Here is a 19,380-nt window from a genome sequence, read left to right as displayed (position 1 = left end):
GCGTCGAAGACGGCGGCGATGCTGGTGCTCGGCAGCCACGGCCGTGGCCGGCTGCTGAAGCTGCTCGTGGGCTCGGTCGCCGAGCATTGCCTGCGTGAGGCGAGCTGCCCCGTGGCGGTGATCCCGGCGCGGACGGTTCCGGAGCCGGAGAAGGCAGCCGAGAAGGCAGCCGTGCCGGCGGCGGAACCGATGGCCGTGTACTTCCCCGAACCGCTGCTGTGAAGGAGATCGAGATGCCCAGTCGTCGCAAGGTGGGCTCGGTCATGACGACCGACGTCACGACCGTCGGGCCGGACACGCCGTTCAAGGCCGTCGCGGTCCTGCTGGCCTCGTGGAACATCAGCGGGGCGCCCGTGGTGGACGACGACGGGCAGGTGCTCGGCGTCGTCTCGCAGGGTGACCTGCTCGAACGCGAGGCTCCGCACGGTCTGCTCAAGCCCGGTTCGCGGCAGGCGAAGCGGAAGGCCGGCGCGGCGTTCGTGGCCGACCTGATGACCAGCCCGGCGGTGACCGTCCGGGCGGACGACGACGTCGCCGTCGCCGCGAAACTGCTGGAGGAGAACCACTTCCACCGCCTGCCGGTGGTCGACGACGAGGGCAAGCTCGTCGGCGTGGTCTCCCGCTCGGACCTGTTGCGGGTGTTCCTGCGCACCGACCGCGAGATCCGCGACGAGGTCCGTGAGGAGGTGCTCCTGCGCGAGATGGCTCTGGACCCGGCGTCCCTGTACGTCGTGGTGCACAACGGCATCGTGACGCTCGACGGCACGGTCGAGCGGACGAGCATGATCCCGGTGATCGTGGCGCTGATCCGCCGCGTCGACGGTGTCGTCGAGGTGCGGCAAAGCCTGAAGGCCCGTTTCGACGACCGGGACGTGTCCCCGGTGCCACCGGGCCCGAGCGGTGTGCTGAGCCGCAAGCGGCCGATCTTCTGAGCTTACCTCGCGTGAGGCGGCCACTGTCCATCCGGGACAGTGGCCGCCTCACGTTGCCGTGACCGCCTTGCCGGCGACCGGTGCGGCTGGTGCCGCGCGCCCCAGACCGCCGGCAAGGGGAAAGGGCGCCCGCCGGTCGGCGGGCGCCCGTGGGGCGGGTGGTTGTTCAGCGCAGCCAGGTGTGGTCGCCGGTGATGGCGGCCCAGCGGCGGCCCAGTCCCCAGGTGTTTCCGGCCGCGGCGGCGGCGAGGGCGATGAGGACGAGGGCGTAGATGATGTGGTAGTCGATGATGGGGTTGGTGGAGTGGGTGGCTTCGCCGGTGCTGGTGCTCAGGGCGAAGGGCCATTCGGCGGCCCACATCATGAGCATCATGAGCGTGCCGGCGGCGGCGGAGAGTCGCAGCCCGACACCCGCGATGACGGCGATGCCGATGCCGGCCAGGCCGAGCATGAAGAGGGTGTCGGCCCACCAGGTGCCGGCCCAGGAGTGGAACATCGATTGGAAGGGGCCTACGTGGACGCTCGAGAGGAAGCCTTTGGTGGGGGAGCCGCCGTTGATCCAGGCGCCTTTCGACGGGGTGGCGTAGCCCCAGCCGAACAGCTTGTCGAGGAACGCCCAGAGGAAGACGAAGCCGGTGGCGACGCGCAGGGCGGCCAGGGACTTCCCGGCGAGGGCGGGTCCGGTGGCGAAATCGGGGATCGGCGCCGGCTCGGTGGTGCGCTGGGCGGGGACCTGACCCGAGGTGGTCTTCTTGGCGTCCGGCTGGATGGACATGGCAAACCTCCGTTCCTTCGGTGCTGCGGCCAGTTTCTTCCGGCGTGGCCACGGTTTCTGGGGCCGAAGGTCCCCGGCCGGGAGGCCCTTGGCCGCCGGTTCGCGGTGACCGCCCGCGACGGACCAAAGTCCCGCACACCAAGGGCGGAAGCCTCACTCCGGAAACGGGCTCCGGCCGGTTGGCTGTCCCGCGCAGGTACTGTCGCGAAAGGGGAAGTGGATGACCGGCTCGGCTTCAGCACTGGTGGTCGGTGTCGACGGCTCGGAGGGCGCGCTCACGGCGGTCCGCTGGGCGGCGCGCACCGCGCGGGAACGGAACCTCGGTCTGCGGCTGGTGCACGCGCTGCCCGAGCTGCCCCCGCCCTATCCCCGTGGCGAACCGACGTTCGAGCAGATCCAGCAGGCGGTCGGTGCGCGGGGCGAGCGCATGCTCGCCGAAGCCCGTGCCGCCGCGGCCGGTACCGATGCCGAGACCGTGCTCCGCCCGGAGCGGCCCGCCGAGGCGTTGCTCGCCGAGGCGGAAGACGCGGCGATGATCGTGCTCGGGACGCCGGGTCTGCGCCTGCTCGGCCGGGTTCTGCTCGGGTCGGTCTCGGTGGCGCTGGCCGCGCACGCGCCGTGCCCGGTCGCGTTGATCCGGGCGCATGCCGGGGAGGACCGGCCGCCGACCGAAGGCCCGGTCGTCGTGGGTGTCGACGGCACCCCGGCGAGCGAGGAGGCCATCGCGGTCGCGTTCGAGGAAGCGTCCTGGCGGGGCGCCCGGTTGATCGCGGTCCACTGCTGGCACGAGGCGTTCCTGGCCGCGGTCTTCGAGGAGGGCCGGTGGACGATGGACAGCTCGGCGGTCGAGGAGCACGAGCACGAGCTGCTCGCCCAGCGGCTCGCGGGCTGGCAGGAGAAGTACCCGGACGTCGTCGTCGACCGCGTCGTGCGGGCCGGACGCCCGGCTGAGCGGCTGCTCGAACTCGCCGACGACGCGCAGCTGCTCGTGGCCGGCAGCCGCGGCCGGGGCGGGTTCGGCGGCTTGGCGCTGGGCTCGACGAGCCAGTCGCTGATGTCCTACGCGCTCTGCCCGGTCGTCGTCGCCCGCGGGACTCGCGCGCACGCGAAGTAGACCACCGGGCCGACGTAGTTCACGGCGATCACCAGCGCCCACAGCCACTTCGGCCCGCGGACACGGCCGGCGGGCAGCCGGGCCAGATCCGCCCAGGCCGCCGCGGCGAGCAGGAACTGCACGCTCGCCGCGGCGCCGATCCCCGTGCGCTGCCGAGTGGTCAGGTCACGCCACCGCTTGCGCTTTCCCATGGGGGTTCTCCTTTCCGCCGGTTCCAGGCAACGGCAGCGGAATCTCACCGCAAAGGGGCGAAAGGCCTCTCGGCCGGGGACCGTCGCCAGCCGTGCGGAGCACGGGCCGGCTTCTACCTTGGCGGGAGAAGGTTTCCGACGGAGGTGAAGGCATGCGTGGTCCACTGGTGTCCGATCTGATGAGCCGGCCGGTCGTGTCGGCGAGCCCGGGGACGTCGTTCAAGGAACTGGTCACCCTGCTCGCCGAGAACGGCATCGCGGCGATCCCGGTGGTCGACGAGCACCGGCGCCCGATCGGCGTCGTCGGTGAGGCGGATCTGCTGGCCAGGCACGGCCGGGACGCCCGGCGTGAGCGCGGGCTGGGGCGGCTGCGGGTGTGGACCAAGGCCCAGGGCCTGACCGCGCGCGAGCTGATGACCCGCCGCGTGCCCACCGTGGCGAAGGAGGAAACCGTGGCGGGCGCGGCCCGGCGGCTGCTGGAGGCGGATCTCCGCTGCCTCTACGTCGTGAACGGCGCCGGGCACCTCGTGGGTGTTCTCGCGCGCCGAGACGTCCTGTGCGCGTTCCTGCGGCCGGACGAGGAGATCGGGGAAACCGTCGAGCGCGAAGTTCTGCAACGGTCGATCTGGGCGGACCTGTCGACGGTCGAGGTCCGGGTCGAGGACGGCGTCGTGACGCTGAGCGGGGTGATCGACCGGCGTAGCGAGGTGGAGCGGGCGGGGTGGCTCACCGAAGCGGTGCCGGGCGTGATCGCCGTCCGCAACCGCTTGAAGTACCTGCAGGACGACGGAACGGCCGCCCAGCCCCGCGGTGAGAATCACCTAACGCGCGATTGATCGCGTTCTTACGCCCGAGAAACCTCCCGGCGGTTTTCTGGTCACCACGGTGACCACCACGACCGGGAGGCGACGTGACGAGCATCTACCAGCAGATCGGCGGCCAGGAAGCGCTGGTGGCCGTGGTCGACGACTTCTACGGACGGGTCATGGCCGATGCGGAGCTGGCCCCGTTCTTCGCCGGCACGAGCATGCCCCGCCTGAAGGGGATGCAGGTCGAGTTCTTCGCGGCGGCCCTCGGCGGTCCTGACGAGTACCGCGGGCGGACCATGAAGGACGTCCACCGCGGCCGGGGCATCGCGCGGCACCACTTCGACCTCGTGGCGAAGTACCTCACGGACTCCCTCCTGGCCGCCGGGGTCCCGGCGGAGACCACGGAGGCCATCATCGGAGCCATCGCCCCGTTGTCGGAGGAAATAGTCACCCCGGCATGAGGAACGGGCGCCCGCCGGGCCGGGTCACCGGCGGGCACCCGCGGGCGCCGGCTCGCTACAGCGATCGCCCGATCAGCTCCACCAGCTCGACCGTGCGGGTGGCGTAGCCCCATTCGTTGTCGTACCAGCCGAACACCTTCGCCAGGTGCGCGTCGGCTTTCGTCAGCTGGGCGTCGAACACGCAGGACGCCGGGTCGCCGATGATGTCGCGGGACACGATCGGTGCTTCGGTGTAGCGCAGGATGCCTTTGAGGTCGCCGTCGGCGGCTTCGGCGAACGCCTGGTTGACCTGCTCCGCGGTGACTGGGCGGTCGAGTTCGACGGTGAGGTCGGTCAGCGAACCGTCTTCGACGGGGACCCGCACGGCGACGCCGTCGAGTTTGCCGGCCAGTTCGGGCAGCACCAGCCCGATCGCCTTCGCCGCGCCGGTGCTGGTCGGCACCACGTTGACCGCGGCCGAGCGGGCGCGGCGCGGGTCCTTGTGCGGGCGGTCGAGGAGGGCCTGGTCGCCGGTGTAGCTGTGGATGGTCGTCAGCAGGCCGCGCCGGATGCCGAACGCCGAGTGCAGCACCTTGACCATCGGGGCGACGCAGTTGGTGGTGCAGGAGGCGTTCGAGACGATGTGGTGGTTCGCGGGGTCGTAGTCGTCTTCGTTGACGCCGAGGACGATGGTCGCGTCGACGTCCTTGCCGGGTGCGGAGATGACGACTTTCTTCGCGCCGGCGGTGAGGTGGACACCGGCGGCTTCGCGGGTGCGGAACTTGCCGGTGGATTCGACGACGACGTCGGCGCCGTACTCGCCCCACGGCAGCTGTGCCGGATCGGCGGTCGAGCTCACCTGGATCAGGTGGTCGCCGACGCGCAGGGCTTCGCCGTCGACGACCTCGACGGGGATGCGCAGCCTGCCGTAGGTCGAGTCGTGGGCGAGCAGGTGGGCCAGCATGTCCGGGGACGTGATGTCGTTGACCGCGACCACTTCGATCGGGCTGTCCGGGGCTTCCAGGACGCACCGGAGGATGTCGCGTCCGATCCGGCCGAAGCCGTTGATCCCGAGCCGTACCGTCATCTGCTTCTCCCTGTCGTCGTTCGTTCCCCTTCAATGGTCTGCACCGCACGCCTTCGCTCGTAGAGCCCTTGGTCCTCGCGGGCCGGGCAGAACGGCAACATCGGTGACTTCCGGCCCTTTTCGCGATGGCGTCCGGATCGCAGAGTGGAGGCGGCGATGGGAGCGGGCGATGACGGTGCGGAACACGCGGAAGCTGGTCGGGCCGCATCGGCGGATGCCCGCTCAGGACAGCCTGTGGCTGCACCTGGACCGGCCGGAGAACCTGATGGTCGTCACGTCCGTGCTGTGGACGAAGACTCCGGTGGACGCGGCGCGGCTGCGGTCGCTCGTGTCGGACCGGTTGCTGGCGCGATATCCGGTGTACCTGCAGAGAGCCGTGCGCCACGGCGGCCCGGCGCAGACGGTCGCCTGGGAGACCGATCCCGGCTTCGACCTCGGCAACCACGTGGTGGAGCAAGACCTGCCCGCGCCCGCCGACCAGGCGGCGCTCGAGGATTTCGTCGCCGCCCGGCGAAGTGCCCCGCTCGACCCGAAGCATCCACTGTGGACTATCGACTTGCTGCGGGGCTACCGTGGCGGCAGCGCGCTCGTCTGCCGCACGCACCACGCGATGGCCGACGGGATCCGGCTGACGCAGGTGTTGTTCAGCCTCCTGGACCCGGTGGACGGCGATTCGGCGGCCCCGCACGCGAAGGTCGGCGGCGCGGCACCACACCGGGAAGCCGTGGCCCAGCCGGTGGTCCGGCTCGGCGCGGCCGTCCTGCGTGCGTTGGGGGACACCGGAGCGAAGGCGCAGCAGCAGGCGGCCCGCGTGCATCCCGTGCTGGAAACCGCCGTGGCGCTGCCGGTGCTGGGCGCGACCGCGGTGGTGGGCGCCACCGGGGCCGTCGCCGGGTTCCTCGCCTCGGCGCTGGACGGCGGCCCGCGCCGCGTGGTCGACACGGTCGCCGGTGCCGCGACGACGGTGTGGCACAGCGCCACCGGCGCCGCCGACCTGCTGGGCCCGTCCACCGCGACCGGGCTGTGGGACGGCGAGCCCGGGGTCGAAAAGACCGCGGCCTGGGGCGCGCCGATCCCGCTGGCCGAGCTCGCCCGGATCGGCCACGACACCGGGACGACGGTCAACGACGTCTGCACGGCGCTGATCGCGGGGGCGCTCGACCGGTACTTCACCGCGCACGGCACCGCCCGCCCGGACCGGTCCGACCTCGGCTGGCTGATCCCGGTGAGCCTGTCTTCGTTCGACGAGGAGCTGCCGGCCACGTTGGGCAACCACTTCTCGCTCGTGCTGGCGCAGCTGCCACTGGGGCGCCGGACGTTCGCCGAGCGCCTCGCCGAGGTGCACCGCCGGGTCGCCCGGATCCGCGACTCGTACGAACCGGTGCTGACGTTCGGGATGCAGTACGCGATCGCGCAGAGTCCGGCGCCGGTCGGTCTGGCGCTGAGCCGGTTCTTCGCCGGCAAGGCCGTCGGGGTGCTGACGAACGTACCCGGCCCGCGCGCGCCGATGACGCTGGCCGGCGCGGAGGTCGAGGGCGTCGTCGGCTGGGCGCCGTGCAGCGGACGGCAGGCGATCACGATCTGCGTCTTCAGCTACGCCGGCCAGGTGCGGTTCGGGTTCGGCACGGACCGCGAGCTGATTCCGGACCCGGAGGTGCTGGTCGCCGGACTGGCCGCGGAGTTCGCCGCCGCCCGGCGCGGCGGCGAAGTGGTGGAAGCACCGGCGTAGTCGCTCGGCCGGGGGAGGCGGCCGGGCTCAGCCGACCGACGCGCGCAGGGCCCCGATCTCCCGCTCGATCGCCTTGGCCAGCAGGCCGGTCTCCGGGATCGTGTCGGCGTCGGCGGTGATCCCGAAGGTGATCCGCCCGGCGTAGCTGAGCATCGCCACACCCGTCCGCACCCGCAGCGCGATCGGCACGTACGGGTAGATCTCGACGATCCGCCGGCCGAGCGCGGACAGCGGCTCGGCCGGCCCCGGCACGTTGGTCGTCACCGTGACGATGTTGCGCTGCGGCAGGTGCGCGGCGGCGCGGATCGCCCAGGCGATCGGCGCGAACGGCTCGTGCGCGGCGGTCGCGGTCAGCAGCGCGCCGGCGTCGGCCTCTTTGCCCGCCTTGAGCGTGCTCAGGCGGTGGTGCACCCGGATCAGGCGCTGCACCGGGTCGGCCAGCTCGACCGGCAGCAGGGGCAGCAGCAGGGAGACCTCGTTGTCGAGGGCGGTCCCGGCACGCACGGACACCGGCACCAGGGATCGCACGCTGTCCGCGGCCGGCGTTTCGCCGCGCTGAAGCAGGAGCTCCCGGAATCCGCCGGTGACGGCGGCGAGCAGGACGTCGTTCACCGTGACGTCGTGCTCCCCGGCCACGGCCTTGACGTCCGCCAGCGCCACCGACGCGGTGGCGTACCGGCGGTCGCGGCCGAGCGGTCCGGTCAGCGGAGTCGGCGACGCGGGCAGCAACGCGGACGTCAGCGCGGCGAGGCCGCGGGCGGCGTCGCTCACGCGGCGGGCCAGCCGGTTCGGGTGCAGCAGCTCACGGGCGACCAGGCGCGTCTGGTCCCAGGGCGCGCGCAGGATCGAACCCGCCGCATCGAGCAGCAGCTTCACCGCACCGGGATCGGGTGCCTCCTCGTCCGAAGCCGGCGCGGGCACGCTCCCGAAGAGGATCGTCTGCAGCCGCGTCGCCGCGAGCCCGTCGGCCAGTGCGTGGTGCACCTTGGAGAGGATCGCCCAGCGCCCCTCCGGCAGGCCCTCGATGACCCAGAACTCCCACAGGGGCCGGTCACGCTCCAGCCGTTCGCTCATGAGCAGGGCGACCAGTTCGGCCAGGGCCGGCTCGTCGTGGGGTTCGGGCAGCGCCATCCGGCCGAAGTGGGCTTCCGCGTCGAACGCGGGGTCGTCCACCCAGGCCGGCGGGCCCAGGTCGAACGGTACGGGGCGGACCTTCTGGCGGTAGCGGGGGATCCCGGCCAGCCGGGCCAGCACGGCGGCGACGAACTCCTCCTGCTCCGGAGCGGGTCCTTCCGCGATCGCGATCGAGGCGATGGCGAGCGACGAGCCGGGGTCTTCGTCCTCGATCTCGAGGAAGGCCGCGTCGAGCGGGCTCAGGCGGTCCATGACGTCCTCTCAATGGGCGATGTCGACGACCACCCGGCGGATCGCTTCCTGCGTGAACACGCGGAAAGGCAGCGTCGCGCGCACGCCGGCGGCGAAAGGGACGGCCGGCCCGGCGTGGTCACCAGGGTGTCGTCGGGTGCGTCGTCAACTCGTTCGCGTCAGGGCGTCGCGGCGGCGTTCGTACTCTTCGCGGTCGATCTCGCCGCGGGCGAACCGTTCGTCGAGGATCCGCCGGGCGGTGCCGGCCGGGCTCGGTGGTTGCGGTCCGCGGCGGGCGAGGACCACGGTGAGGGCGACCAGCGCGGCCAGGACCAGCGCCATCAGCACGAGCATGCCGATGCCGCCGGCCCAGCCCATGGTTCCGTAGTGGTACCAGTACGGCATGACGGCTCCTTTCTACCGGGCCTGGAAGTGCTTGGGGGGAGCTTCGAGCGGCTGGAGCACGTCGGCGAGGTCGCGGCGCGGGGTGGCGGGCAGGGGGTCGGCGTTGGCGGGGGCCCAGCCGATGCGCAGCACCATCTGCGGGAACGACCCGCCGGTGACCCGTTCGGTGACGACGTCGCGGACGTCGGGCAGTTCCAGCGGTTCGGTCAGCGGGCACGAGGAGAGGCCGAAGGCGTTCGCCGTCAGCAGAACGGCGCTGGTGGCCTCGCCGGCGCGCAGTTGTGACATGCGGTCGTCGGAGGCGGTGCTCAGGACGAGCAGGACGGTTTCGTCGTCTTCGGCTTTGGCGTCGGGCGGCTGGACCAGGAGCGGGTCGGCGAACGGACGGGTCCGCAGCGCGCCGGGAGTGTCGTCGGGTGCGGGGGCGTTGCGGGCGGGGACGCCGTCGGGGGAGAGGTGGCGACCGCTCCAGGCGGCGAGTTCGGTGCGGTAGGCCGGGTCGGCGGCGTGCCGGCCGGCGGCCTCCTCGATCGCGGTCGCGAGGTGGTAGCGCGCGGAGTTCTCGGCGGCCTGCAGCACGGTGCCTTCCATCGCGGCGGCTTTGGCCATCGCCTCGATGTGCCCGCGGGGGACGCTCCAGGAGCTGTGCCGGCGCCGGTCGGTCCGCCGTCGGGGGATGGCCGCGGCCATGGCGATTTCGTCCTGGGACGGTTCGTGGGGGTGCAGGGTGATCGCGGCGAGGTGGTCGGGCTGGTCGGGGTTGGGCAGCCGGTGTACTTCGGTGGCCCAGCCGAGTGCGGCGAAGCCGACGCGGAGGTGGTGGAGGGCGGCGCCGCAGCTGAGGATCAGGTCGCGGCTGTCGGGGTCGGTTTGGGGCAGCCGCCGGCCGGGGTCGGCGTAGAGGTGCAGGGAGCTGTGGCCGAGCCGCCAGTTCCAGGGTTGGGTGTTGTGCACCGACGGCGCGCGGACGGCCATGGCGACCGCGGTCTTGACGGTGAAGTCGTCGGGAAATGCGCGCTCCATCATCGGCCTTCCTCGTGGGCGGGATGCTTTGCCGGTTTCGACCCTCGCACCGCGGTGCCCGCCGACGGGAGGGCCGGAATGCCTCTGGACGGGGGACTTTGGGTGCCCAGGCGGCCGGTGCCCGCACGAGCGATTCGGGTCGGGGTGCCGGTGGCCGCAGCGGGGGTCGGGGACGAAAGTCACCGCGAAGCGGGACCGCGGGCACCTGTCCCGGGGGCCGGGGGCGCAGACCATGGACGCGAACGGAAGGAGCGCGCCGTGGACGAACCGGCGATCGTGGTCGAGGGCCTGCGGGTCCGCCGCGGCGGGCAGGAGGTCCTGCGCGACATCGGGTGTGCCGTCCGGCGCGGGACGGTGACGGGCCTGCTCGGCCCCAACGGCTGCGGCAAGAGCACGTTGATGCGCTCGATCGTCGGCGTGCAGATCGTCGAGTCCGGACGGGTGACCGTGCTCCGGCGCCCGGCGGGGAGCCCGGAGCTGCGCCGGCGGATCGGGTACGCGACCCAGGATCCGGCGATCTACGCGGACCTGACCGTGACGGAGGCGCTGCGCTACTTCGCCGCCGTCCTCGGGACCCGTCCGTCCGATGTGGACCGGGTCATCGCGGAGACCGGCCTGGGAGACTCGGCGGGCACGCTGGTCGGCCGGCTCTCCGGCGGCCAGCGGGGCCGTGCCAACCTCGCCGTCGCGCTGCTCGGCACCCCGGAACTGCTGGTGCTCGACGAGCCGACGGTGGGCTCCGACCCGGAACTGCGCGACGAGCTCTGGAAGCTGTTCCACGGCTTGGCCGCGGCCGGCGTCACGCTGCTGATCTCCAGCCACGTCATGGAGGAAGCGGCGCGCTGCGCCGAGCTCCTCCTGCTGCACCAGGGGAAACTGCTCGCCCAGGACACCCCGGAGGCGCTGCGCGCGCGGACCGGCGCGGCCGATCTCGAGCAGGCGTTCCTGCGGCTGATCAAGGGCCGGGAAGGAGTGGCACGATGAGCGCCCGGATCGCCTTCGCGACCACCCGGCGGATCCTCACCCAGCTCCGGCACGATCCCCGCACGGTCGCGCTGATCATCGGCGTGCCGAGCGTGCTGATGATCCTGCTGCGCTATGTCCTGAACTCCGAACAGCGGTTCAGCGCGATCGCCCCCGCGCTGCTGGGCATCTTCCCGTTCACGATCATGTTCCTACTGACCTCGATCACCACGTTGCGCGAGCGCACGACGGGAACCCTCGAACGCCTGATGACCATGCCGATGGGCAAGCTCGACCTGCTCCTCGGCTACGCGCTGGCGTTCGGCCTGCTCGCGACCCTGCAGGTGCTGGTGGCCGCGGGGATCAGCCTGACCTGGCTCGGCCTCGGCATCGCCGGCTCGGTCTGGACGCTCCTGCTCATCGTCGTTCTGGACGCGCTGCTGGGCACGGCACTCGGCCTCTTCGTCAGCGCGTTCGCGCGCACCGAGTTCCAGGCGATCCAGTTCCTGCCGGTGTTCGTCCTGCCGCAGTTCCTGCTGTGCGGCCTCTTCGTGCCGCGCGACGAGATGGGCTGGCTGCTGAGCGCCGTTTCCGACGTGCTCCCGCTGTCCTACGCGGTGGACGCGCTGACGCACGTGACCCGCTCCGCGACGATCGACGGCACCCTGGTCCGCAACGTCGCGATCATCGCCGGCTGCGCGGTCGTGGCGCTGCTGCTCGGCGCGGCCACCCTGCGCCGCCGCACTCCGTGAGCGCCGCGGCGCCCAGGTGACGAAAGTCCCGCCGATCAGGGCCGAACGCCGCCAGCCCGCCGCGGCGGCGGCGTCGTACCTTCGGCACGAGGAGGGAACCGGTCCGAGGTGGCCGGTGCACGTCCCGCGGTGATGGAAGGTGATTTCCCTGCTGACCGGTATCGACCGTGACCACGGCCTGCGGTGCGGGCTGACCGGCTACCTGGCCGCGGTGAGCGCCGCGCTCGGTGTCGGCGAGGAGTCCTGCACCATGGATCTCGGCTCGCCCGTGTCGGGCTACGTCGCGCTGGACGTCCGGCTGCCGAGCCACCCGGGCCGGGACATGGCCCTGCTGTGGGACGAGCGCCACGGGTGGGCGTTCGCTATGGAGACGCACTCCGGCGAGGACCTGCTCGTGCTCGCCTACCTCGGGGGCGAGCTCGTGCCGGCTCCGTCCCGCGTCCGCCGCTTCGTGAGCGGTATCCGCTCCACCGGCGGGCCGGTCTCCGCGCCGGTTCCGGTGGATCTGCGCGGTGACCCGGGCGCGCTGGTGGCCGGCTTGCTGCGCTACCGCCGCGACGAGTGGGCGGCGGGTGACCCGTTCCTGCGCCGGGCAGGCTGATCCCGATGTCCACTGTGGAGGGAAGGCCGTGGACCGCGGCCGAGACCGAGGTGCTGCTGCGGTCGATGATGCGGGCGCCGTCGGTGCACAACACCCAGCCGTGGCTGCTGGAAGCCGACCCGGACGAGCTGCGGGTGCGTGAACGCGCCGAACCCGCCCTGCCGCACCACGACCCGCACGGCCGTGACCGCGCGGCGTCCTGCGGCGCGGCGGTGGCCAACCTCGAACTGGCCGTCCGCGTCCTCGGCCGGGCCGCGGAGGTCGCGTTCCTGCCCGACGCGCGCGAGCCGGACCTCGTCGCCCGGATCGCCGTCGGTGCCGAGGCCGCGGCCACCGCCGAAGAACTCCGCCGCCACGGGGCGATCGCCCGCCGGGCGAGCCACCGGGCGCCGTTCGAAGGGGTGGCCGTGCCGGTACCGGTGGTGCGCGAGCTCATCGGCGCGAGCGGGACGCCGGGCGTCGAAGCACGCGTCGTCCGGCCGGGCCGGGAGGTCGCCGTGGTCGCCCGGTTGCTGCGCTTCGCTGCGGAGCACTTCCGGACCGACGGCGGCTACCAGCGCGAACTGTCCCTCTGGACGATCCGGGACGAGCGCGCCCACCGGCACGGCGTGGGGATCCCCGCCGGCCGGGTCCCGGCCGGTTCGGTGCCGTGGGCCGGGCTGGTCCGCCGCGCCACGGAAGTCCCGGACACGCCGGAACTCGAACGCCGCCTCGGCGGCGAGACACTGCTGGTCTTCGTCACCGCCGACGACGCCCGGCTCGACCACGTCCGGGCCGGCTACGCGCTGGAGCGGGTCTGGCTCGCGGCGGTCGGCCTGGGCTTGGCGGCTGGGGTGCTCACCCAGCCCCTTCACCTCGAGCCGGTTCGCGCCGCGCTGTGCGAGGATCTCGAGCTCACCGGCTTCCCGCAGGTGCTCCTGCGCATCGGGTACGCCGCGGAGGCCGACCCGCCTTCGCCACGCCGGGGGGAGCGGGAAGTCCTGCGCGGCGGGCCGGACCCGGCTGTTCGCCCGCCGGGACGATGACCCGCGCGTCGCGGCCGGTCGTCGACCGCGCCGGTCCCGCCGATCGCGCGATCCTCGCGATGGAAGCGCACGACGTGCCGGTGCAGTTCGGCGTACTCCTGCTGTTCGGCCGGGACCACGGGCTCGACGCGGCCCGCGTCCGGCACCTGGTCGCCGGGCGGATCCCGGCCGTCCCGCGCCTGCGCCGCCGGCTGGTCCGGCCGCCACCGGGCGCCGGCGGCCCGATCTGGGTCGACGACGCCGGCTTCGACATCCGCCGCCACGTCCGGACCGCCGTGTGTCCGCCACCGGGGGACCGCCAAGCGGTGCTGGACACGGCGCTTTCGCTGGTTTCCGCGCCGTTGCCGCGGAACGCGCCACCGTGGTCGGCCGTGCTGGTGACCGGACAGGCCGGCGGCGAAGCCGCCCTGGTGGTCGTGCTGGACCACGTGCTCGCGGACGGCGTCGGGGGTCTCGCCGTCCTGACCCACTTGATGGACGAAGGCCCCGTGGCGATCGAGGAGCCCTTCCCGCGGGCGCGGCCCGGGACGGGGACGCTGGTGCGGGACGCGTTCGCGAGCAGGCTGCGGGCCGTGCGCCGGGCCGGGCCGGCCGTGCGGGCACTGCGGGCGTCCACCTCCGCCGCCGGCGGTCCGCACCCGCCACGAGCGGCCCCGTGTTCGCTCGTCGCGCCGACCGGGCCGCGCCGCCGGCTCGCGGTGGTCCGGGCCGATCTCGCGCCCCTGCGGGCGGCCGCCCACCGGCACGGGGCGTCGGTGAACGATGCCGTCCTGGTCGCGGTGGTCGGTGCCCTGCGCCGGTTGCTGCTGGCTCGCGGAGAGGGCGCCGGAAGCCTGGTGATCACGGTGCCGGTGTCCGGCCGGGCCGCGGGAGACGGCCCCGCGCTGGGCAACGTGGTCAGCCCGATGCTCGTCACGGTCCCGGCGACCGGCGACGTGGCCGGGCGGCTGGAACGCGTCGCGGCGCGGGTCCGCGCGGGCCGGTCCGCCGCCGGCGGGCCGCCACCGATCGCCTTGCTGGGCGCGCTGTTCCGGCCGGTGGCCGCGCTCGGTGGCTACCGCTGGTACCTGAACCACCAGCACCGGATGCACACGCTGGTCAGCCACGTCCGGGGGCCCGCCGAGCCGGCCGCTTTCGGCGGCGCGCCGGTCCGGGCGGCCATCCCGATCAGCGTGGGCGAAACGGGAAACCTGACCGTCGTCTTCGAAGTGCTCTCCTACGCGGGCACCTTGACGATCTCGGTGCTCGCCGACCACGACCGGTGCCCGGATCTCGATGTGCTCGTCGACGGCTTGAGCGCCGAACTGGACCTGGTGCGCGGCGACGCGAGCTGAGCGGTGGCCTTTCGGCTCGCCGCTCGTGGACCCCGGACCCTGCGCCCGGCGGGCCCACGGGCCGATGCTCGGGGCGGACCCGAGCACTCCGGTTCGGCGTCCGGATTGATCAGCACCGTGCAGCAGCTCGGCTGGGCGTTCGGCAACCGGCGGCCTTGACCCCGCACTACCGTCCGTAGCCACAATCCGGCTTCGGGGTGGCGGGCCCTCCGCGCCGACGGACCGCACGAAGCACCCCGTCGATGACCTTCGGCCCTATGCCCCGCACCACGACAACCGGTTCAGTGGCATCCGGAAGTGGGGGTTTCGATGGAGACTCAGGTACTCGACCGGACCGGACTGGGCGAACTCGTCGACGCGTTGCGCGGCGAGGGCTACCGGGTGATCGGCCCCACCGTGCGGGACAACGCCATCGTGCTCGCCGAACTCGGCTCCGCGGAGCAGCTGCCCGCGGGGTGGGGCGTCAGCACCGCACCCGGCCGGTACCGCCTGCGGCGCCGGGACGACGAAGCCGTGTTCGGGCACTCGGCCGGGCCGCAGTCCTGGAAGACCTTTCTGCATCCGCCTCGCCGGAAACTCTTCGAGGTCAGCCGCACCGGCGAGTTCACCCCCGCGCAGGAGGACGACACCCGCTACGCCTTTCTCGGCGTCCGCGGCTGCGACCTCGCCGCGATCGCGATCCTCGACCGGGTGCTCGGGGGCGGCGCGCACCCCGACGGCTCGTACCGGCGCCGTCGACGGGAGCTGTTCGTGGTCGCGGTGAACTGCACCGAACCGGGCGAGCTGTGCTTCTGCACGTCCATGGGCACCGGTCCCGCCGCCGGTCCCGGGTACGACCTCGGGCTCACCGAACGCACCGGCGGCGACGGCCACCGGTTCGTCGTCGACATCGGCACCCCGAAAGGCGAAGAGCTGCTGCGTAAGGTGACGGCCCGCCCCGCGGCTCCGGACGAGGTCCGCTCGGCCCGCGAAGACGTCGCCGCCGCGGCGGGCCGGATGGGGCGGGCGATGCCGGCGGACGGCCTTCCCGCGAAAATCCGCGACGCCCGGGAGTCGCCGCAGTGGGACGAGGTCGCGAGCCGCTGCCTCACCTGCGCCAACTGCACGATGGTGTGCCCGACGTGCTTCTGCACGACGACCGAGGACGTCACCGACCTGACCGGTGACCACGCCGAACGCTGGCAGCGGTCGGCGTCCTGCTTCGAGCTCGACTTCTCCTACGTGCACGGCGGCAGCGTCCGGACGTCCGGTGCGAGCCGCTACCGGCAGTGGTTCAGCCACAAGCTCGGCACCTGGCACGAGCAGTTCGGCACGTCCGGCTGTGTCGGCTGCGGTCGCTGCGTCGCGTGGTGCCCGGCCGGGATCGACATCACCGAAGAGGCGGCGAAACTGGTGGCGTACCCCGGAGGCCGGCCGTGACCGAGCCCATGCTGCCGGTGCCGTACCGGGTCGCCGGGCGGGTCGTGGAGACCGCGGATTCGGTCAGCCTGCGGCTGGAACCGCGGGGAAAACCCCTGCCGGAAGCCAAGCTGGGCCAGTTCATGATGCTCTACTGCCACGGCGTGGGCGAGGTGGCGATCTCGGTCAGCGGCCCCGGGCCGACGCACACCATCCGGGCCGTCGGCGCGGTGAGCCGGGCGCTGCACGACCTCACGCCGGGCACGCTCGTCGGGGTGCGCGGGCCGTTCGGGACCAGCTGGGACGTCGAGGCCGCGGCGGGGAACGACGTCGTGATCGTCGCGGGCGGCGCCGGGCTCTGCCCGCTGCGCCCGGTGCTCGCCGACGTCCTGGACCACCGCGGCGACTACGGGCGGGTGGTCGTGGTGGCCGGGGCCCGGACGCCGGAAGAGTTCCTGTTCCCGCACGAGCTGGCGGCTTGGGCCGGCAGGCACGACGTCGAACTTCTGCGGACCGTCGACCGTCCGGCGCCGGGCTGGACCGGGCCGGTCGGCTTCGTCACCGGACCACTGTCCGGGCTCGCGCTCGACGCGGAGCGCACCCGGGCCTTCTTGTGCGGGCCGGAACCGATGATGCGCGCCTGCGCGGAGATCCTGCTGGACAACGGCATGGCCGCACGGCACATCCGGGTTTCCCTGGAGCGGGCCATGAAATGCGGGATCGGGCTGTGCGGGCACTGCCAGCTCGGCCCGCTGCTGGTCTGCCGGGACGGCCCGGTCGTGGACTACACGGTGGCCGGTCCCCTGCTCGCGGTGAAGGAGCTGTGATGCCCACCCCGACGCTCGCCGTGTGGAAGTTCGCCTCCTGCGACGGCTGCCAGCTGACCCTGCTCGACTGCGAAGACGAACTCCTCGCGCTCGCCGGGCAGGTGCGGATCGCGCACTTCCTCGAAGCCTCCAGCGAGGTGCTGCCCGGGCCGTACGACGTGTCCCTGGTCGAGGGGTCCATCACCACCGAGGCGGACCTGCGGCGCATCCACGAAGTGCGGGCGCGGTCGAAGGTCCTCGTCACGATCGGCGCCTGTGCCACCTCGGGCGGCATCCAGGCGCTGCGGAACTTCGCCGACGTCACCGAATTCACCTCGGTCGTCTACGCGAACCCGCAGTACATCGACACGCTGGGGACGTCGACCCCGATCGCGGCCCACGTCCCGGTGGACCACGAGCTGCACGGCTGCCCGATCGACCGCGGGCAGCTCCTCGGCACGATCACGGCACTGCTCGCCGGCCGCAAGCCCGACCTGCCCGACACCAGCGTGTGCACCGAATGCAAGCGCCGCGGGCTCACCTGCCTGCTGGTCGCCGAGGGCACTCCGTGCCTCGGCCCGGTCACCCGGGCCGGGTGCGGCGCGCTCTGCCCCGGCGTCCACCGGGGGTGTTTCGGGTGCTTCGGCCCGATGGCTCGGCCGAACACCCCGGTGCTCATCCCGCTGCTGCGCTCGCGGGGGATGAGCGACGCCGCGGTGGACCGCGTGTTCAGCACCTTCACCGTCGCCGAAACCCGGCGGGAGGAACGATGAGCCATCGCAGCCGGCAACTGAAGGTCAGCTCGCTGGCCCGGGTCGAGGGCGAAGGCGCGTTGCGCGTGCGGATCACCGGCGGCACGGTCGAGCGCGTCGAACTGAACATCTACGAACCACCGCGGTTTTTCGAAGCGTTCCTGCGCGGCCGCGCGCACACCGAACCCCCCGACATCACCGCGCGGATCTGCGGCATCTGCCCGGTGGCCTACCAGACCAGCGCGTGCAACGCGATCGAGCAGGCGTGCGGCGTCACGCTCGACCCGCGGCTCGCGGACGTGCGCAGGCTCCTGTACTGCGGCGAATGGATCTCCAGCCATTCGCTGCACATCTACCTGCTGCACGCCCCCGACTTCCTCGGGCACCCGGACGCGATCAGCCTCGCCACCGAGCACCGCGAGCTCGTCGAACGCGGCCTGGCGCTGAAGAAGGCGGGCAACACCCTGCTCGAAACCTTCGGCGGGCGGGCGATCCACCCGGTCAACGTCCGGGTCGGCGGGTTCTATTCGCTGCCTGCGCGCGCCGAGCTGGCGCCACTGGCCGAAGTGCTGCGGCGGGCCCTCGACGACGCTGTCGGCACCGTCCGCTGGGCGGCCGGGTTCGAGTTCCCCGACCTCGAACTGGACCACGACTTCCTCGCCGCGTACGAACCCGGCCGCTACGCCATCGCCGACGGAACCCTGCGCACCACGTCGGGATCGGCCTTCCCGCCGCGCGAATTCTCCGCGCACGTCGTCGAGTCGCAGGTGCCGCATTCCACCGCCTTGCACGCCTCGCTCGACGGGCACCGCTACCTGACCGGACCGCTGGCCCGCTACACCCTGAACTCGGCGCAGCTGTCGCCGACGGCCCGCCAGGTCGCCGCGGAGGCCGGGCTGGGGGAGGAGTGCCGCAACCCGTTCCGCAGCATCCTCGTCCGCGGCGTCGAGGTGGTGTACGCCGTCGAAGAGGCGTTGCGGCTGATCGGCGAGTACGAACAGCCGTCACGACCGTCCGTCGAAGTACCGCCGCGAGCCGGGATCGGGCACGGGATCAGCGAGGCACCGCGGGGCACGCTGTACCACCGCTACGAGCTCGACGCCGGCGGGCTGATCCGCGCGGCGGACATCGTGCCGCCGACGTCCCAGAACCAGGCCGCCATCGAGGACGACCTGCGCCGCGTCGTGAGCGGCAACCTCGACCTCGACGACGCCGCGCTGACCGGTCTCTGCGAACGCACCATCCGCAACTACGATCCGTGCATCTCCTGCTCGGCCCACTTCCTCGACGTCACCTGGGAACACCGGTGAGCCGCTCGGTGGTGATCGGCGTCGGCAACGAATACCGCCACGACGACGGCGTCGGGCTCGCCGTGCTGGCCGAGCTCGACGCGAACCCGATCCCGGGCGTCGTCACCGCGCTCTGCGACGGCGAGCCGGCGGCGCTTCTCGAAGCGTGGACCGGAGCCGGTCTCGCCGTCGTCGTCGATGCCGTGTTGTGCGAACCGAGCACGCCCGGCCGGATCTGGCGGTCCACTGTGGACGAACTGCGGCCCGGCGGTGGCTCCGCGAGTTCCCACGCGCTCGGCATCCCCGACGCCGTCCGGCTCGGGGCCGCCCTCGGCCGGGTGCCGGGCGAACTGGTGGTGTACGCGGTCGAAGCCGCGGACCTGGGCCTGGGCGTCGGGCTCACGCCCGCCGTGCGAGCCGCGGTCCCCGAAGTCGTCCGCGCGGTCCGCGGCGAATTCGGCCGCTGAGCGGGTCACCGGTAAGCCGAACTCCCTGCGGGCGCAAGTCATGAGGGTGCCCGCTTCGCCCGATGGCAGCAGGAGCGGTTCGCCCGGCAGGCCGGACGCACCCGCCGGGATGACCAAAGTCCC

General features: G+C 72.8%; 22 protein-coding genes. 16 read left to right on the top strand and 6 right to left on the bottom strand.

Features of this window, described 5'->3' with window-relative positions:
• Positions 1-222, top strand: a 222-nt coding sequence (locus AB0G28_RS35720) for a universal stress protein (protein ID WP_361099665.1), incomplete at its 5' end; no start/stop codon positions are given.
• A gap of 11 nt (positions 223-233) precedes the next feature.
• Positions 234-932 carry a CBS domain-containing protein gene (locus tag AB0G28_RS35715; protein WP_361099662.1) on the top strand — a complete coding sequence of 233 codons (699 nt, stop codon included), beginning with the start codon at positions 234-236 and terminating at the stop codon, positions 930-932.
• Positions 933-1,098: 166 nt separating this feature from the next.
• Here the strand turns inward: AB0G28_RS35715 and AB0G28_RS35710 are convergent, their stop codons facing one another.
• The gene (locus tag AB0G28_RS35710) at positions 1,099-1,707 is read right to left on the bottom strand and encodes a DoxX family membrane protein (RefSeq protein ID WP_361099659.1); all 609 of its coding nucleotides are present in this window, start codon (positions 1,705-1,707) and stop codon (positions 1,099-1,101) included.
• Positions 1,708-1,927: 220 nt separating this feature from the next.
• On the opposite strand from AB0G28_RS35710, the gene AB0G28_RS35705 reads away from it, so the two are divergent.
• Positions 1,928-2,821: a universal stress protein gene (locus tag AB0G28_RS35705; RefSeq protein ID WP_361099657.1), complete on the top strand. Its 894-nt coding sequence runs from the start codon at positions 1,928-1,930 to the stop codon at positions 2,819-2,821.
• Here AB0G28_RS35705 and AB0G28_RS35700 read toward each other — a convergent pair.
• Positions 2,767-3,012 (bottom strand): PLDc N-terminal domain-containing protein, encoded by a 246-nt coding sequence (locus tag AB0G28_RS35700; protein WP_361099654.1) that lies wholly within the window; start codon positions 3,010-3,012, stop codon positions 2,767-2,769. The two genes, AB0G28_RS35705 and AB0G28_RS35700, sit on opposite strands and share 55 nt — an antisense overlap.
• Before the next feature lie 152 nt (positions 3,013-3,164).
• Here AB0G28_RS35700 and AB0G28_RS35695 point away from each other — a divergent pair, with 152 nt between their 5' ends.
• Together AB0G28_RS35695 and AB0G28_RS35690 are read left to right on the top strand one after the other, a co-directional pair.
• The gene (locus tag AB0G28_RS35695; protein ID WP_361099651.1) at positions 3,165-3,848 is read left to right on the top strand and encodes a CBS domain-containing protein; all 684 of its coding nucleotides are present in this window, start codon (positions 3,165-3,167) and stop codon (positions 3,846-3,848) included.
• A gap of 74 nt (positions 3,849-3,922) precedes the next feature.
• Complete coding sequence (locus AB0G28_RS35690) at positions 3,923-4,282, top strand: group 1 truncated hemoglobin (RefSeq protein WP_361099648.1); 360 nt, start codon at positions 3,923-3,925, stop codon at positions 4,280-4,282.
• Between the two features lie 55 nt (positions 4,283-4,337).
• Here the strand turns inward: AB0G28_RS35690 and gap are convergent, their stop codons facing one another.
• Positions 4,338-5,348, bottom strand: a complete 1,011-nt coding sequence (gene gap, locus AB0G28_RS35685; RefSeq protein WP_361099645.1) for a type I glyceraldehyde-3-phosphate dehydrogenase — start codon at positions 5,346-5,348, stop codon at positions 4,338-4,340.
• Positions 5,349-5,517: 169 nt separating this feature from the next.
• Here gap and AB0G28_RS35680 point away from each other — a divergent pair, with 169 nt between their 5' ends.
• Entirely contained in the window at positions 5,518-7,077 is a 1,560-nt protein-coding gene (locus tag AB0G28_RS35680) for a WS/DGAT domain-containing protein (RefSeq protein ID WP_361099642.1), read from the top strand.
• Between the two features lie 27 nt (positions 7,078-7,104).
• Here the strand turns inward: AB0G28_RS35680 and AB0G28_RS35675 are convergent, their stop codons facing one another.
• The 3 genes from AB0G28_RS35675 to AB0G28_RS35665 form a co-directional block, all read right to left on the bottom strand.
• A complete protein-coding gene (locus tag AB0G28_RS35675) occupies positions 7,105-8,463 on the bottom strand; it encodes a wax ester/triacylglycerol synthase family O-acyltransferase (RefSeq protein WP_361099639.1) in 1,359 nt (452 codons plus the stop codon).
• Between the two features lie 144 nt (positions 8,464-8,607).
• Complete coding sequence (locus tag AB0G28_RS35670; RefSeq protein WP_361099636.1) at positions 8,608-8,847, bottom strand: SHOCT domain-containing protein; 240 nt, start codon at positions 8,845-8,847, stop codon at positions 8,608-8,610.
• Positions 8,848-8,859: 12 nt separating this feature from the next.
• Complete coding sequence (locus AB0G28_RS35665) at positions 8,860-9,870, bottom strand: NAD(P)H nitroreductase (RefSeq protein WP_361099671.1); 1,011 nt, start codon at positions 9,868-9,870, stop codon at positions 8,860-8,862.
• Between the two features lie 258 nt (positions 9,871-10,128).
• Between AB0G28_RS35665 and AB0G28_RS35660 the strand changes: the two genes are divergently transcribed.
• The 10 genes from AB0G28_RS35660 to AB0G28_RS35615 all read left to right on the top strand — a co-directional run bounded on the left by AB0G28_RS35660 (position 10,129) and on the right by AB0G28_RS35615 (position 19,257).
• Entirely contained in the window at positions 10,129-10,854 is a 726-nt protein-coding gene (locus AB0G28_RS35660) for an ABC transporter ATP-binding protein (protein WP_361099633.1), read from the top strand.
• Positions 10,851-11,585, top strand: a complete 735-nt coding sequence (locus AB0G28_RS35655) for an ABC transporter permease (protein WP_361099630.1) — start codon at positions 10,851-10,853, stop codon at positions 11,583-11,585. Before AB0G28_RS35660 ends, AB0G28_RS35655 begins: the two co-directional genes overlap by 4 nt.
• A 139-nt stretch (positions 11,586-11,724) precedes the next feature.
• Positions 11,725-12,186: a DUF6292 family protein gene (locus AB0G28_RS35650; RefSeq protein WP_361099627.1), complete on the top strand. Its 462-nt coding sequence runs from the start codon at positions 11,725-11,727 to the stop codon at positions 12,184-12,186.
• Between the two features lie 5 nt (positions 12,187-12,191).
• Complete coding sequence (locus AB0G28_RS35645; RefSeq protein WP_361099624.1) at positions 12,192-13,211, top strand: nitroreductase family protein; 1,020 nt, start codon at positions 12,192-12,194, stop codon at positions 13,209-13,211.
• A complete protein-coding gene (locus tag AB0G28_RS35640) occupies positions 13,208-14,545 on the top strand; it encodes a wax ester/triacylglycerol synthase domain-containing protein (RefSeq protein ID WP_361099621.1) in 1,338 nt (445 codons plus the stop codon). The genes AB0G28_RS35645 and AB0G28_RS35640 overlap by 4 nt, the downstream gene beginning before the upstream one ends.
• A gap of 309 nt (positions 14,546-14,854) precedes the next feature.
• The gene (locus AB0G28_RS35635) at positions 14,855-15,964 is read left to right on the top strand and encodes a 4Fe-4S dicluster domain-containing protein (RefSeq protein ID WP_361099618.1); all 1,110 of its coding nucleotides are present in this window, start codon (positions 14,855-14,857) and stop codon (positions 15,962-15,964) included.
• Entirely contained in the window at positions 15,961-16,770 is an 810-nt protein-coding gene (locus tag AB0G28_RS35630; protein ID WP_361099615.1) for an FAD/NAD(P)-binding protein, read from the top strand. Before AB0G28_RS35635 ends, AB0G28_RS35630 begins: the two co-directional genes overlap by 4 nt.
• Positions 16,770-17,522, top strand: a complete 753-nt coding sequence (locus tag AB0G28_RS35625; protein WP_361099612.1) for an oxidoreductase — start codon at positions 16,770-16,772, stop codon at positions 17,520-17,522. Before AB0G28_RS35630 ends, AB0G28_RS35625 begins: the two co-directional genes overlap by 1 nt.
• A complete protein-coding gene (locus tag AB0G28_RS35620; RefSeq protein WP_361099609.1) occupies positions 17,519-18,811 on the top strand; it encodes a Ni/Fe hydrogenase subunit alpha in 1,293 nt (430 codons plus the stop codon). The genes AB0G28_RS35625 and AB0G28_RS35620 overlap by 4 nt, the downstream gene beginning before the upstream one ends.
• Positions 18,808-19,257 (top strand): hydrogenase maturation protease, encoded by a 450-nt coding sequence (locus AB0G28_RS35615; RefSeq protein WP_361099606.1) that lies wholly within the window; start codon positions 18,808-18,810, stop codon positions 19,255-19,257. The genes AB0G28_RS35620 and AB0G28_RS35615 overlap by 4 nt, the downstream gene beginning before the upstream one ends.
• Positions 19,258-19,380: the final 123 nt, after the last annotated feature.

Origin of the sequence: Amycolatopsis sp. NPDC021455, assembly GCF_040640995.1 — a bacterium.
Lineage (GTDB): Bacteria > Actinomycetota > Actinomycetes > Mycobacteriales > Pseudonocardiaceae > Amycolatopsis.
The sequence above is the reverse complement of the archived record's forward strand: the minus strand, read 5'-3'. Positions and strand labels throughout refer to the sequence as shown.